Source organism: Pseudomonas sp. EA_65y_Pfl2_P78 (assembly GCF_963970495.1).
Lineage (GTDB): Bacteria > Pseudomonadota > Gammaproteobacteria > Pseudomonadales > Pseudomonadaceae > Aquipseudomonas > Aquipseudomonas baetica_A.
On the sequence record NZ_CAXAON010000006.1, the window covers coordinates 141,598 to 155,699 of the forward strand.

General features: G+C 56.6%; 16 protein-coding genes and 2 pseudogenes. 12 read left to right on the forward strand and 6 right to left on the reverse strand.

Features of this window, described 5'->3' with window-relative positions; all coding sequences use genetic code 11:
* Positions 1–23: 23 nt before the first annotated feature.
* Positions 24–713, reverse strand: a complete 690-nt coding sequence (phoB, locus tag AACY02_RS08255; RefSeq protein ID WP_007896474.1) for a phosphate regulon transcriptional regulator PhoB — start codon at positions 711–713, stop codon at positions 24–26.
* A gap of 151 nt (positions 714–864) precedes the next feature.
* Between phoB and AACY02_RS08260 the strand changes: the two genes are divergently transcribed.
* Complete coding sequence (locus AACY02_RS08260; RefSeq protein WP_339431516.1) at positions 865–1,251, forward strand: COG4315 family predicted lipoprotein; 387 nt, start codon at positions 865–867, stop codon at positions 1,249–1,251.
* A 49-nt stretch (positions 1,252–1,300) separates the two neighbouring features.
* Here AACY02_RS08260 and ubiA read toward each other — a convergent pair whose 3' ends face one another.
* Positions 1,301–2,191: a 4-hydroxybenzoate octaprenyltransferase gene (gene ubiA, locus AACY02_RS08265; protein WP_339431517.1), complete on the reverse strand. Its 891-nt coding sequence runs from the start codon at positions 2,189–2,191 to the stop codon at positions 1,301–1,303.
* A complete protein-coding gene (locus AACY02_RS08270) occupies positions 2,191–2,751 on the reverse strand; it encodes a chorismate--pyruvate lyase family protein (protein ID WP_339431518.1) in 561 nt (186 codons plus the stop codon). The genes ubiA and AACY02_RS08270 overlap by 1 nt, the downstream gene beginning before the upstream one ends.
* 201 nt (positions 2,752–2,952) lie before the next feature.
* Here AACY02_RS08270 and AACY02_RS08275 point away from each other — a divergent pair, with 201 nt between their 5' ends.
* From AACY02_RS08275 to AACY02_RS08285, 3 genes are all read left to right on the forward strand, one after another.
* Positions 2,953–3,120 (forward strand): rubredoxin, encoded by a 168-nt coding sequence (locus AACY02_RS08275; RefSeq protein ID WP_339431519.1) that lies wholly within the window; start codon positions 2,953–2,955, stop codon positions 3,118–3,120.
* 21 nt (positions 3,121–3,141) lie between these two features.
* Positions 3,142–4,290 carry an NAD(P)/FAD-dependent oxidoreductase gene (locus AACY02_RS08280; protein ID WP_339431520.1) on the forward strand — a complete coding sequence of 383 codons (1,149 nt, stop codon included), beginning with the start codon at positions 3,142–3,144 and terminating at the stop codon, positions 4,288–4,290.
* Positions 4,291–4,479: 189 nt separating this feature from the next.
* Entirely contained in the window at positions 4,480–4,755 is a 276-nt protein-coding gene (locus AACY02_RS08285; protein ID WP_003213368.1) for an HU family DNA-binding protein, read from the forward strand.
* A gap of 94 nt (positions 4,756–4,849) precedes the next feature.
* Here AACY02_RS08285 and AACY02_RS08290 read toward each other — a convergent pair whose 3' ends face one another.
* The 3 genes and pseudogenes from AACY02_RS08290 to tssI form a co-directional block, all read right to left on the reverse strand.
* Positions 4,850–5,929 carry a hypothetical protein gene (locus tag AACY02_RS08290; RefSeq protein WP_339431521.1) on the reverse strand — a complete coding sequence of 360 codons (1,080 nt, stop codon included), beginning with the start codon at positions 5,927–5,929 and terminating at the stop codon, positions 4,850–4,852.
* Positions 5,930–5,942: 13 nt separating this feature from the next.
* Positions 5,943–6,308, reverse strand: a pseudogene (locus tag AACY02_RS08295) (DUF2931 family protein); the annotation flags it as partial.
* Positions 6,299–7,041 (reverse strand): annotated as a pseudogene (tssI, locus tag AACY02_RS08300) (type VI secretion system tip protein TssI/VgrG); the annotation flags it as partial. The pseudogenes tssI and AACY02_RS08295, both read right to left, overlap by 10 nt.
* Positions 7,042–7,754: 713 nt before the next feature.
* Here tssI and tssA point away from each other — a divergent pair.
* The 8 genes from tssA to AACY02_RS08340 all read left to right on the forward strand — a co-directional run bounded on the left by tssA (position 7,755) and on the right by AACY02_RS08340 (position 13,997).
* A complete protein-coding gene (tssA, locus tag AACY02_RS08305) occupies positions 7,755–9,317 on the forward strand; it encodes a type VI secretion system protein TssA (protein WP_339431522.1) in 1,563 nt (520 codons plus the stop codon).
* 32 nt (positions 9,318–9,349) lie between these two features.
* Complete coding sequence (gene tssB / locus AACY02_RS08310; RefSeq protein WP_003229587.1) at positions 9,350–9,853, forward strand: type VI secretion system contractile sheath small subunit; 504 nt, start codon at positions 9,350–9,352, stop codon at positions 9,851–9,853.
* A gap of 25 nt (positions 9,854–9,878) precedes the next feature.
* Positions 9,879–11,354, forward strand: a complete 1,476-nt coding sequence (gene tssC, locus AACY02_RS08315; protein ID WP_025112673.1) for a type VI secretion system contractile sheath large subunit — start codon at positions 9,879–9,881, stop codon at positions 11,352–11,354.
* 9 nt (positions 11,355–11,363) lie between these two features.
* Positions 11,364–11,771: a type VI secretion system baseplate subunit TssE gene (tssE, locus tag AACY02_RS08320; protein WP_339431523.1), complete on the forward strand. Its 408-nt coding sequence runs from the start codon at positions 11,364–11,366 to the stop codon at positions 11,769–11,771.
* Positions 11,772–11,782: 11 nt separating this feature from the next.
* Positions 11,783–12,289: a PAAR domain-containing protein gene (locus AACY02_RS08325; protein WP_095137725.1), complete on the forward strand. Its 507-nt coding sequence runs from the start codon at positions 11,783–11,785 to the stop codon at positions 12,287–12,289.
* Positions 12,290–12,293: 4 nt separating this feature from the next.
* Complete coding sequence (locus AACY02_RS08330; protein WP_339431524.1) at positions 12,294–13,145, forward strand: hypothetical protein; 852 nt, start codon at positions 12,294–12,296, stop codon at positions 13,143–13,145.
* Positions 13,142–13,519, forward strand: a complete 378-nt coding sequence (locus tag AACY02_RS08335) for a hypothetical protein (RefSeq protein WP_336347657.1) — start codon at positions 13,142–13,144, stop codon at positions 13,517–13,519. The genes AACY02_RS08330 and AACY02_RS08335 overlap by 4 nt, the downstream gene beginning before the upstream one ends.
* Before the next feature lie 100 nt (positions 13,520–13,619).
* A complete protein-coding gene (locus AACY02_RS08340; protein WP_336347569.1) occupies positions 13,620–13,997 on the forward strand; it encodes a hypothetical protein in 378 nt (125 codons plus the stop codon).
* Positions 13,998–14,102 lie beyond the last annotated feature (105 nt).

The following is a 14,102-nucleotide window of genomic DNA, read 5'->3' on the forward strand; positions in this document are numbered from 1 at the left end:
TGTCAGCGAGTCTGGCGGTCGGGTCAGGCCTTGGTGGAAAACCGGTAGCCAGTGCCGCGCACGGTTTGTACCAGATTTTCGTAGGCGTCGCCGAGGGCCTTGCGCAGACGACGTATGTGCACGTCGACGGTGCGCTCTTCAACATAGACGTTGCCGCCCCAGACCTGATCCAACAATTGGCCACGGGTGTAGGCGCGTTCCTGGTGGGTCATGAAGAATTGCAGCAGGCGATATTCGGTCGGGCCCATCTCGGCCGGCTTGCCATCGATGGTCACGCGGTGGCTGATCGGGTCGAGCAGCAGCCCACCGACTTCGATCGGTGCTTCGCCGTCCGTCGGACCGGCGCGACGCAGCACTGCCTTGAGGCGCGCCACCAGCTCGCGTGGGGAAAACGGTTTGGTGATGTAGTCGTCAGCGCCGACTTCCAGACCCTGGATCTTGTTGTCTTCTTCGCCCTTGGCGGTGAGCATGATGATCGGGATGTCCCCGGTCAGTTCGTCACGCTTGAGGCGGCGGGCCAGTTCGATGCCGGAGGTGCCGGGCAGCATCCAGTCGAGCAGGATCAGGTCCGGCTTGCGGTCGACGATGATGGCGTGCGCCTGCTGCGAGTTCTCCGCCTCGAGGCAGTCATAGCCGGCCATTTCCAACGCAACGGCGATCATTTCGCGAATGGGCGCTTCGTCGTCAACGATCAGAATGCTCCTGCCAACCATGCCTTAATCCTCTTGTCATTTAACTGTCTTGCGCCGCATTAGATAACGGAATTATTGCAGTCGTGTGACAGTATTTTAGTCCGCCAGCGGTTGTGCGGATCCTGAACTACGCTCTAAGTCCGAATCCTGACAACCACAAAAGAAGGTTTCCATGACTCAAATGAATTTTTCCTTTAAAGCCCTGCTGATGGCTGCTGCTCTGACTCTGCCTGGATTAGCGATGGCGGCCGAGCCGGCCATGATGAAGGACGGCATGATGGTCGATCACAAAGGCATGACCGTTTACACGTTCGATAAGGACGCCGACGGCAAGTCGATGTGCAACGCCGATTGCGCCAAGAACTGGCCACCGATGATGGCGCCAGCGGACGCCAAGGCTGAGGGCAAATGGAGTGTCATCAAGCGCGATGACGGCATGATGCAATACGCCTACGACGGCAAACCGCTGTACACGTTCATGAAGGACGAAAAACCTGGAGAAATGAAAGGCGACATGATGAATAACATGTGGCATGTCGTCCACATGTCACAGAAATAACGGGCTTGAGTGCTTGAACATCGGCCCCGGTCTGCGGGGCCGTATTGTCTCAACGCAACGCGTAATCCAGCACGATCCCGACAAAAATCGCCAGCCCGGCCCAGTGGTTGTGTAAAAACGCCTGGAAGCAGCGCAACCGGTCCTTGCTGCGGGTGTACCAGAATTGCCACGCATAACAGCCGGCAGCCGCCAGCAGACCGAGATGGAACCAGCCCCCCAGCTCGAATCTCGACCCGGCCAGCAACAGGCAGCCCAGCGACAGCGCCTGCAACGTCAGGATGATCACCCGGTCCGCCTCGCCAAACAGGATCGCCGTGGATTTCACCCCGATCTTCAGGTCGTCATCCCGATCGGTCATCGCGTAATAGGTGTCGTAACCCACCGTCCACAGCAGGTTGGCGATCCACAGCAACCACGCCGCAGCGGGCACTTCGCCGGTTTCGGCGGTGAACGCCATCGGCATGCCCCAGGAAAACGCCGCACCCAGCACCACCTGCGGGTAATAGGTGTAGCGCTTCATGAACGGATACGTGAACGCCAGCGCCAAACCACCCAGCGACAGCCAGATCGTCGGCGCATTGGTGCACAGTACGAGCAGGAAACTCACGCCCATCAGCAGCGCGAAGAACACCAGCGCCTCTTTCGAGCTGATCTTGCCGCTGGCCAACGGTCGTTGCGCCGTGCGTTTGACATGGCCGTCGACCTTGCGGTCGGCCCAGTCGTTGATCACGCAGCCACCGGCGCGGGTCAGCACCACGCCGAGGACAAAAATCACCACGTTGGCCAGCGATGGCGAGCCCTTGCCGGCAATCCACAGCGCCCACAGCGTTGGCCACAGCAGCAAGTAAATGCCGATCGGCTTATCCATGCGGGTCAACTGAATGAAATCCCAGGCGCGCGGATTCAAACGGTTCAGGGACTTGAGCAGGCTCTGATACATCAGCAGGTCTCCGGATGGGCGCGGGCAGCGTTCCACAGGCTCGGCAGGAAAATTTCCGCTACCAGCACGCTCAGTGCGCCACGGTCGAAACGCGAGCGACGGCCCCACAGGTCGGGCGAGCGGGACGCTTGTGGCAGCCAATGTTCCGGGTACTCACAGACTTCGATGGCGCGGCGCTGGAAGGCATGATCGCAAAACAGCAACTCGCCCAGCGAGCGGCTGCCCAGTTCGTCCATGTGCAAACCATCGCCCTGCAACGCGCGGCGCGAAGCCACGCTGCGGGCAAACACCCAGGCTTCGCCATGGCCGCGCAGATACACCTCACGCACCCAGCCTTCACTGCCTTCGGCCAGATCCAGCGCGGTGCATTCGTCGGTTCGCAAAGTGTCCCAGCCTTCAAACAGCGGCGTTACGCTGAAGCCGTCGTTCGACAGACGGGTCAGGCGGCGAGTCAGCGAACCTTCGTCGAACAACCAGTTCAGGGTCAACGAATCGGGGAGGGGCGTCAGTTGGCTCTGAGTCAGCCAGAGCGGGGCCGGAGAGGAATTTGAATGTTGCACAATGAGTCATTATTGGCCGCAAATGAGGCGGCGAGCTTACCATGGCAGGCCGCGAGATTGATGGAACCGGGTCGCCGTTGCGCCGAACAGGCTTGCATCTGCCCGGCACCCTCAGTACAAAACGCCCTGAGCCGGATGGCAGCGCAGCACCCATCGACCGTCCGCGCCGGCAAAACGCCTGAATCCTGAGGAAGTACCTGAATGAAAAAGTGGCAATGTGTGGTTTGCGGCCTGGTCTATAACGAAGCCGACGGCTGGCCGGATGACGGCATCGCGCCGGGCACCCTTTGGCAGGACGTACCGGAAGACTGGCTGTGCCCTGACTGCGGCGTCGGCAAGATGGACTTCGAAATGATCGAAATCAACTAAGCACAACCCAAGGAGTAAGGCATGAGCGCACCAGTCGTCATCGTTGGCACCGGGCTTGCGGGCTACAACCTGGCCCGTGAGTTTCGCAAGCTCGACAGCGAAACCCCGTTGCTGCTGATTACCGCCGATGACGGTCGTTCCTACTCCAAACCGATGCTCTCCACCGGTTTTGGCAAGAACAAGGACGCCGACGGCCTGAGTATGGCCGAGCCGGGCGCCATGGCCGAGCAGTTGAAGGCCGAAGTGCGCACCCATACGCGCATCAGCGGTATCGACGCCGGCCACAAGCGCTTGTGGATCGGCGAAGAGGCCGTGGCCTACCGCGACCTGATCCTCGCCTGGGGTGCAGAGACCGTGCGCGTGCCGATTGAAGGCGATGGTGCGGATCGGGTCTTCCCGATCAACGATCTCGAAGACTACGCACGCTTCCGTGCCGCAGCGGCCGGTAAGCGTCGGGTATTGCTACTCGGGGCCGGCCTGATCGGCTGCGAGTTCGCCAATGACCTGATCCTCGGCGGCTACGAAGTGCAACTGGTCGCCCCGTGCGAACAGGTCATGCCGACGCTGCTGCACCGGGCCGCTGCGGCAGCCGTGCAGGCGGGGCTGGAAAGCCTCGGTGCACGCTTCCACCTGGGGCCGGTGCTGACCCGTCTGCAAAAAGTGGCTGACGGTCTGGAGGCGCACCTGTCCGACGGTCAGGTCATTGCGTGCGATGTGGTGGTCTCGGCCATCGGTCTGCGTCCACGCATTGATCTGGCCGCGGCTGCCGGTGTACAGGTCAATCGCGGCGTCGTGGTCAATCGCCATTTGCAAACGTCTCACGCCAATATCTACGCCTTGGGCGACTGCGCCGAGGTCGACGGGCTGAATCTGCTGTACGTCATGCCCCTGATGAGTTGTGCGCGAGCGCTGGCACAAACCCTGGCGGGAAACCCGACGGCAGTGAGCTATGGTCCCATGCCGATCACCGTGAAAACCCCGGTGTGCCCACTGGTGGTTTCGCCCCCGCCACGGGGCAGCGAAGGCGTGTGGGCGGTCGAAGGGCAGGGCGCCGACATCAAGGCCCTGTGTCACAGCGCTGACGGCCAGTTGCTCGGTTATGCCCTGACCGGCGCGGCGGTGATGGAAAAACTCGCACTGAACAAACAACTTCCGCCCTTGCTGGCGTAAATACCGGTCGTTCTGTCGGAATCACCCCGCTTTTGCCCCTACAAAGGTCGCGTGGAGGCTGGCGCCGCCGGTATCCGCGTGCCATCCTCACTCCGTCTGCCGCAGAGTAGAGCCTGCGGCGCCTTGGGCGCTGTTCCAACGAGAACAGCACGGACATAACAACAAAAAACCGTCAAAGGGGCTTCACTAATGCGTAAACCAGAACTCGCCGCTGCAATCGCTGAAAAAGCAGATCTGACCAAAGAACAGGCCAACCGCGTGCTCAACGCCGTTCTCGAAGAAATCACTGGCGCTCTGCACCGCAAGGACAGCGTCACGCTGGTGGGCTTCGGCACCTTCCTGCAACGCCACCGCGGCGCCCGCACCGGTAAAAACCCGCAAACCGGCGAGCCGGTGAAAATCAAGGCCAGCAACACCGTTGCCTTCAAGCCAGGCAAATCGTTGAAAGACAGCGTTAATCCATAATTGCGGCGAAGTCCCTGAACACGGGGAGAACCGCAATAAAAAATGGGCACACCGATTGCGGTCGGGTGCCCATTTTTTGTGGCTGTAAATCGGCTTATTGACGCCGGAAGCAGGCCTTGCCGTTGCCAAAATTGACGGCCAAGCAGTTGGGTTCGATGGCTAATTGCAGATCTTTGAACAACACAGAAAGATCGCCGTTGGCAGGGTCAGGATAGGCTTGCCAGTCCAGCGTCGCCCATCGAGTTTCCGGCATGACGGTGAACCACTCGATTTCATCAGGAGAATTTTGTGTATGCAAACCGATTTTCGCCAATGCTTTATTTGGGGAGAACGGCAGTGTCAGCGTGTTTCGCTGCGAGTCTGTCCAAACCTCCTTCAATGTCGAACCGTCTTCGAATTGCCAATGAACGTCCACTGGATGGATCGCGGGTGGTGAGACCGGATCGAAGTGATAAAACGTCAACCAATAGTTATGGTCAACTCGTTCTCGCTCATCTGGAGCCAGATATTGGCGGGTGGTCGCCAGATCAAATCCGATTGGTTGTTCGAATGTTAAGGGCTGGTTTTTTCGTTTCTTCCAGCCAATATTGAAGGCTCGGCTATCCCCCGCGACATCGAACCACTGATAAGTTCCACGATTATGATCTGTGTCAAAGCCAATTTTTTTCAGAGTTCTCTGGTGATCGTAAGGAAACCAGAGGTCTGTTTGTTGATTCGAGTTCAAGAGCAATTGACCCGGTGGACCTGAATCGAACTCGAGACTGACCATCACGGGTTTCAGGGGCGGCGGCGCAGGTTGGTGATCGTACCGTAGCTCTAAAACGTAGCTCTCTTTAGCCAACTCATTTTTTTCTTTGTCGGCATATTCCTTTAGTTCGATCAGCGTTCTCTCGTGTGAAAGATTGTAGGAAAGCTTCTTTGCTGGTTGGGCAGCAGGCTCTTGCTCCAGCATGAGAGTGTTTTCCTCGACATACCAGTTTCCCTTGGCGACACCGCCAGCCGATCCGTAGGCGATACCAGCAGAAAAGGTGCCGTCCTTACGCAACAGCAACTCGGCGCCCATTTCCATTGCGCCCGTCAGGTAGTAATGGCCGTCCAGTGGCGAGGTGTCTGCAAACGCCTGGGTAACGGGAAGCCACATCAGCGCTGCGAACAACAGCGGTTTCAATTCCATGAGGTAATGCTCCTTACCAGCTCCCGAAGGGAATGCCGAATTTTTCGATGTAGGCTTTAGATTCAGGTGATAGAGACAGTGCGTACCGCCCCTCGTTTTTTCCTTGATACGGGCCTTCCTTCATTACACTCCCTTTGAACCGAGTAATCTCGACAGACTTGAGGCAAGCGCCCCTTAGCCAGACCTTTGCAATACCGCCGGGAGCCAAGCCAATACCCATGTCATCGCGGTAGTCCGTGATCCATTTGCCATCAGCCCTGCAGAAAGCTTTTTCCGGCTTACGCATGATTTCCCGAGCCGATTCGCAAATGGTGATGTAAGCCTCATAGGTTTGGGGTTCAGCCAGGGATTGCCATCGTATATAGATCAGTATCGGTAGTCCTTGAGATCGGGACTGAATTCGGTGGTGAAGCGGCTCTCCAGTAGCAGACTTGGGCGTTGAAGATCGTAGTCACGACGGGTCACCGTGCTGGTGCGCGTGTTGAAGCCCATGGTCAGCTGATTGCGACCATGCCGCTGTCGGCCTGAAAGTGCGCTGTACCCAGACTGGGGGCGAACACTGGGCTGTCAGTGAGCACCAGTAAATGCCCGTCGACCGAATGCTGGTGATGCCAGGCAATTCCATCTTCGGCGCACAAACGCTGGAGGAACATGAAGTCGCTTTCGCCGTACTGCGTACAGTACTCACGCGACGGATTCGGGTTGATGTGAAAGGTGAATGCATCGCTTTGAAAGCCGTGCCTTTCGAGCACCTGCGCGATGATCTGCGGCACCGTACGCTGCTGAAAAATTCGCTGATCCTGGCTGAACTGCAGATAGTGCAACGCTGGCACCAGCGTCAGCTCATAGCGGGTCAGGCGTTTACCGGACTCTGCGACCATTACATCTTCGATGCGCCCGTGAATACCTTCGCCGTTGAGGCCGAATTGTAGAAACGCGGGTTGGCTGAGCAGGCTCTCCAGATCGAAGTCCGGATACTCGCTGACCAGTTCGATTCGGACGGAGTAAAGCTGGCTGATGGCCTCGGTGCCGTTAAAGGCAAGCACCTTGAAATCGTGACGAACGGCTGGGATTTGCAGGGTAAAAGGCGCGCAGTTGCCCGTACTGAACATACGCTTGTCCTTAAGCAATGGGAGTCTTGGCGCGGTGTCCGATCATCCTTCATCGCCACGCGAAGAGAATTTGCCAAGGCACGCTAGCAACGCGGGAAATAAATTGATGTAAGAAGTATCTCTGACATTTGTCAGAGCATTCCGGGTGTGAAAGTGCGGGGTAAATTGAAGGAGAAGACTTAGGAGGGAGCTTCGATAATTATTGAGTTGGCACTGATGTACAGTATTGCCGCCCCTGTGAAACTTTCAGAAAGTGAAATGCCATCAAATTGATGGCACTTTTATTGATGGATGTTGTCGGCGGTAAATTGTTTATAGAGGTCGATTGGATTTCGGAAGAATCCTACTTTTATTTTTTATAAATTTTGTCATGCTTAACGCCACTTATTGGGACGGTCGTTCGAAATGAAGTGGCCTGACTTCACTGGATGCTCTGGATCAATGGTTTGGAGGGTGCTGGGCAAACGCGGAGAATTTAAAGCGGTATCAGGGAATCCCCTGTCCCATATAGGGCGATCTCTTACAAGCACCAATGAACACTTCGTCTTGTTGTTTAATCAGATGCTTGCTAGTGGCCATCATCGTGAGTACGATGCGCCCACTTGAAAGAGCACACACTCAATAGGATGAGTCATGTCACTGCTCTTCGATACTGTCCAGCGCTCCTGAAACTCCAATAGGCGCACGACTGTAATCCCAATTAAAGGCCATGGATGTCCTACTCAAGCAAACTTTCCGCCCATTACCTCGAACTCGCTAAAGTCTCTGTTTCCAAAGAGAATTTCGCGGGCGAAGACGTTCGTTTTTCGAGCGAATTCGAGGCACTGGAAAGCGAGCTGGCCAAAGCCTCGTCGATGCACGAAAGCGGGCAGATCGACTGGCTGAAAATTCGCGAAAACAGCGAAAACCTTCTGCGTACCCAATCCAAGGATTTGCGTGTCGGCGCCTGGCTCACCTGGTCGCTGTATCAGCGCGAATCCTTCCCCGGGCTGCTGGCCGGCCTCGGTCTTCTGCACCATCTGTCGGAAAACAACTGGGCCGACGTTCACCCGCTCAAACCCCGCACCCGTGCCGCCGCCATTGGCTGGCTGGTGCCGCGTCTTGAGCAGGTCATCACCGAAAACATCGCGATCAAAGAGCAGTTGCCGATGTTCCGGCAGCTCTCCGAGCATCTGGCTGGCCTCGACGCTGCCTGCACCGAACATCTGGGTGATGATGCGCCGCTGCTGCTGCCGCTCTCCCGCCGCCTGAAAACCATGATCCAGCGTGCCGCGGACAACCAGCCAGCCCCTGGTGTGGTGGGCGCTGCGGTGGCACAGGTCAAACAGGCCGCGAGCCAGTTGCTCACGCCCGGCGCACCGATTGACAACGAAAGAGACGCTCACAAAGCCTTGCGCGCCCAGCAGGACAGCGCGCGGCCACTGTGCGCCTGGTGGCTCAAACAGAAGGCCACTGACCTGCGCGCCTTGCGCCTGAATCGCACGCTGCTGTGGATGACCATCGACGCGGTACCGGAGCGCAACGCCGAACAGATCACCGTGTTGCGTGGTCTGCCACTGGAAAAACTCAAGCTCTACCAGGACCGTTTCGATCAGGGCAAATACGCCGACTTGCTGGTGGAACTGGAGGCGAGCCTGGCGAAGGCACCGTTCTGGTTCGATGGCCAGCGAATGGTCTGGGAATGTCTCCAGAACCTCAACGCCGAGTTGGCAATGCGCGAAGTGGAAATCCACTTCGCGCTTTTGGTTCAGCGTCTGCCTGGCATTGTCGAGTTGCGTTTCCATGACGGTGCGCCGTTTGCCGATCCGTCCACCCGGGCGTGGATCGCCGCCAATGTCATGCCGCATCTGCAAAGCGCCAGTGCACCGCGCAAGGTCGAGAGCGAGAACGTCGAAACCCAGCCAGCCTGGGAAAAAGCCCTCGAAGAGGTGCTGCCACTGCTGCGCAAGGAAGGCTTGAAGCCTGCCGTGCAGATCCTCAAGCAAGGACTGCAATCGGCCCACGGCGGACGCGAGCGCTTCTTCTGGCAGTTCGCGCTCGCCCGCCTGTGCTTCATGGCCAAGAAATACGAACTGGCCAAGAACCAGCTCGAAACCCTCGATCAGACATTACAGGACTCAGGCCTGCACGCCTGGGAGCCCGATCTTGCATTGGAAGTGCTGCACCTGCTGCACAGTTGCTGCGAGTTGTTACCGCAGAACCATGCAGTGCGTGAACGCAAGGAAGAGATTTATCGCAGGCTGTGCCACCTCGATCTCGAAGTGGTACTCGAATAGGCCCCAGGGCCACAACCGCAAGGAGAAAAGCCATGGCCAAAGAAGGCTCGGTAGCCCCCAAGGAACGCATCAACGTCACCTTCAAACCCGCCACCGGCGGTGCTCAGGAAGAGATTGAACTGCCGCTGAAACTGCTGGCAATCGGTGACTACACCCACCGCAAGGACGATCGCAAAATCGAAGATCGCAAGCCGATCAGCATCGACAAGATGACCTTCGACGAAGTGTTGGCCAAGCAAGAACTGGGTCTGACGCTGAGCGTGCCGAACCGTCTTCAGGAAGATGGCGAGGCCGACGAGCTGGCTGTGCAACTGCGCGTCAATTCGATGAAGGACTTCAACCCGGCCAGCCTGGTCGAGCAAGTGCCTGAGCTGAAAAAACTGATGGAACTGCGCGATGCGCTGGTGGCCCTCAAGGGCCCGCTGGGTAACGCACCTGCGTTCCGTAAAGCCATCGAAGGCGTGCTCGCCGACGACGAATCCCGCGGTCGCGTACTCGGTGAGCTGGGCTTGAACGCCGCAGCCCCGGACGCCTGAGACTCAAGCCAAGGAAGCCAACACAATGAGCACTAGCGCAGCACAAGAGAAGAGCGCCGAGAACGGCGAATACAGCATTCTCGACAGCATCATCGCCGAAACCCGTCTGACGCCGGACGACGAAGCCTACGACATCGCCAAACGCGGCGTGTCGGCGTTCATCGAAGAACTGCTCAAGCCGCAGAACAACGGTGAGCCAGTCAAGAAGGCCATGGTTGACCGCATGATCGCCGAGATCGATGCCAAGCTCAGCCGTCAGATGGACGAAATCCTGCACCACCCGGACTTCCAGGCTCTGGAATCGTCGTGGCGTGGTCTGCAACTGCTGGTCGACCGCACCAACTTCCGCGAAAACATCAAGATCGAAATCCTCAACGTCTCCAAAGAAGACCTGCTGGACGATTTCGAAGATTCGCCGGAAGTCATGCAGTCGGGCCTGTACAAGCACATCTACACCGCAGAATACGGCCAGTTCGGTGGTCAGCCGGTTGGCGCGATCATCGCCAACTACTACATGTCCCCAAGCTCGCCAGACGTGAAGCTGATGCAGTACGTGGCCAGCGTTTCGTGCATGTCCCACGCGCCGTTCATCGCTGCGGCCGGCCCGAAATTCTTCGGCCTGGAAAGCTTCACCGGCCTGCCGGATCTGAAAGATCTGAAAGACCACTTCGAAGGCCCGCAATTCGCCAAATGGCAGAGCTTCCGTACTTCGGAAGACTCCCGCTACGTTGGCCTGACCGTGCCGCGTTTCCTGCTGCGTAACCCGTACGACCCGGAAGAAAACCCGGTCAAATCGTTCGTGTACAAGGAAACCGTTGCCAACAGCCACGAGCACTACCTGTGGGGCAACACGGCCTACGCGTTTGGCACCAAGCTGACCGACAGCTTCGCCAAATTCCGCTGGTGCCCGAACATCATCGGCCCACAGAGCGGTGGTGCTGTTGAAGACCTGCCTCTGCACCATTTCGAAAGCATGGGCGAAATCGAAACCAAGATTCCTACGGAAGTTCTGGTTTCCGACCGTCGTGAATACGAACTGGCCGAGGAAGGCTTCATCTCCCTGACCATGCGCAAGGGCTCCGACAACGCGGCGTTCTTCTCCGCAAGCTCGGTGCAGAAGCCGAAGTTCTTCGGCATCAGCGCAGAAGGCAAGGCTGCAGAGCTGAACTACAAGCTCGGCACCCAACTGCCATACATGATGATCGTCAACCGCCTGGCTCACTACCTGAAAGTGCTGCAGCGCGAGCAACTCGGTTCGTGGAAAGAACGTACCGACCTCGAGCTGGAACTCAACAAGTGGATCCGTCAGTACGTGGCCGACCAGGAAAACCCGAGCGCCGAAGTGCGTGGCCGTCGTCCGCTGCGCGCTGCGCAAGTGATCGTCAGCGACGTTGAAGGCGAGCCGGGCTGGTACCGCGTGAGCTTGAACGTGCGTCCGCACTTCAAGTACATGGGTGCCGATTTCACCCTGTCGCTGGTTGGCAAGCTGGACAAAGAGTAAGAGCGACTCATGGACGGATACGGCAGCCTTTTCGAACGCCTCAACGGCGATGCGCAACTACGCAAGGGCAACAGCCTTGAGGCTTGTGCCATGGCGTCAGTGGCTGCCCATCTGGCCAAAATGCTCAGCACCCGGGCCGGCAGCGTGCAAACGCTGTCCGACTACGGGTTGCCCGATCTCAATGACATGCGTCTGAGCCTGCACGACTCCCTGAGTCAGGCCCGTCTGGCCATCGAAAGCTTCATCGAAGCCTACGAGCCACGCCTGAGCAACGTGCGTGTCATTTCCCTGCCGCGTGACCACGATCAACTGCGCCTGGCCTTCAGTATCGAAGGCCTGCTGGAAGTTGAAGGGTTCAAGCGTCAGGTCAGTTTTTCCGCGCGCCTGGATGGCAGCGGACAAGTGAAGGTCACCTAAGGAGATCCCCGATGTCTGGCAAACCCGCAGCACGCGTATCCGACCCCACCGCTTGCCCGCTCCCCGGCCACGGCACCAACCCGATCGCCGCCGGTTCCGGCGACGTGTTCTTCGACGGCCTCGCGGCCGCCCGCCAAGGCGATGCGTCGGCGTGTGGTGGTGCGATGGTTGGCGATCTGGCGACCACGGTTCTGATCAATGGCAAACCGGCGGCCACGGTAGGTTCGGTTGGTTCTCATGGCAATAAGGTCACCGCCGGTTCTGGCACGGTGATTATCGGCAATTCGCATTCGCCGGCGCCGTTTGTGCCGCCGGAGCCGTTAGTCATTCCTGGAGTCTTCAACCGTGTTTTTTCATTCCATACAGCGGACGGACAACCAGTAGCAAACCTCAATTACAGAATGGTTTCTGACAGTGGCTTAGAGAAAGCAGGATGTTCATCGGCGGCTGGAGGCACAGGGTGTTTCTCCACTGGAAAACAAGCCGAGATGGTTACCATCTACGTGTCGTCGGAGTAATCGCGTGGAAACCTCTATTGTCATCGACGGCGTTGCACACATTTTCGAGACTTCCGATGGAAAAACGGAACTGAAAATCAAAGCCGAAACTACGCCGAGTGAAGATAAAAAACCGAAACAGCTTCCATTGCCTCACGTCTGGTTAATAACCAGAGGAAATGGGGTGCCTCTTTTTGCTCTAAAACCGAATGCACCAGATGTTCAGTTCAGGATCATGAAAGCTGAGAAACTGTATGCGGAAGCAATTCAGTGGTTTGAGCCGTTGGCTGATAATTATCGGAAGAAAATTTGGGTGAACCCCGAGTCTAAAACTGCCAGTACAGATGCCTACAATGCCTATAAGCAGTTTAGTTGGTCGCAAATTATTAAATTTGCAATTATTGACCGGATGTCAATTAGCTTTGCCCCGACAATGCCCGGTGATTGGAAAAATAGTTCTGAGGGTGGTGCCGAATTTTTAATGGTCATGATTGATGGTGAGCCCTATTGGGCTGACGGGGTTGGGCAAATACCGTTCGCGACCGATACATATCGTTTATATCTGGAAGAAACCAAGTCTTTGGAAGCTGCCATTAAGAAAACCGTTGAAACCGGTATGAAATATGGTGATGGTATTCCTATATTCCCAAAGGAGGACAAGACCAATGAGTACGATAATTATATGGTGCTACGTGGGGCTTTATGGGCTTCGGAAAATTTTGAACTACGCACTGAAACGGTAAGAGTATTTGCTGGGCGAATGGGCTATCGCGAGAAAGTGGTGACCAGTACTGTTTATCTTGGCACATACGATCAGAAGTTAAGAAGCTCCATCACGCAAGGCTCTGTAGATAAGTATGGAGAGTGGAAAAGATGATGGTGAGGCTAGCGGCGGGTTTATTGGTACATTTTTTTGCCTGCGTCATTTATGTCGTGGTTAATTACTATGGTGTTTCGCTGTACAAGGTTTTATTTGGTGGGCTTACCTCGCGTGGTGCTTCCATCGGGATTGCCATGTATATGGTGTTTTATCTGTTTATTTTTGTAAATTTAGTTGTTGCTGTAATTCCAAAGCGAATGGTGAAAGTTAGCATTGTTTTTCTAATGGTTGCATTGATATTGGTTTATCTGTTGCCGCTTTATCCTGTTCGCGCGGCCGCTTACAGCGTTTTAACGGGTGGGCTAACTATTTTGGCGATATGGCTGGCTGGCAAGTTTGAAAAGTTTTTGTTGGCTCGGGTCATGACATGAAGTTTTTTGCTTTCTGGAAAAAGGGGGCGGTCCCTAATATTGCTTGGGTCATTACTGATGGTTCTTTCTGCCCATGAAGTTTTTGTGCGGGAACGGCTCAATGAAATCAAGAGCGTGGCAATGCCTTGCCGCTTTCCTCTGCTCGGTCGGTTTGCTGACGATTCTGGTCGGCTTCGCGTTGCTGTTGCGAATGGAAAGCTCGACCGAACCAAAGCTCTTCGCTCATCCCCATGCGTTGTGGATTGGCGCCGAGGATGGCGGGGTTTTTGTCGAGGTCACCAAGCACGAAGCGCCCGACTATTACGTGGAGATTCGTCACGAAAATGGTCAGATGTGGACAGAAGGCTGGGTTCGATATGGTACCCGGGATAGCCATCCACTCAGCGCTGCAGCAATTGGTGGCTACGGCGGCGAAGAGCTCTATGTGTATACGGGCGTCGAGATCACTCCGCAAAAACAAGGAGCCGCACAGCGATGAATATCTACGTGCGCGTCGCGCAAACGATCCTTCATTCGGCCATCAACACCCGGAAGCGCATCGCCAGGAGACGCTGTATGTCCGCAACGACAATCGTGCTCCAAA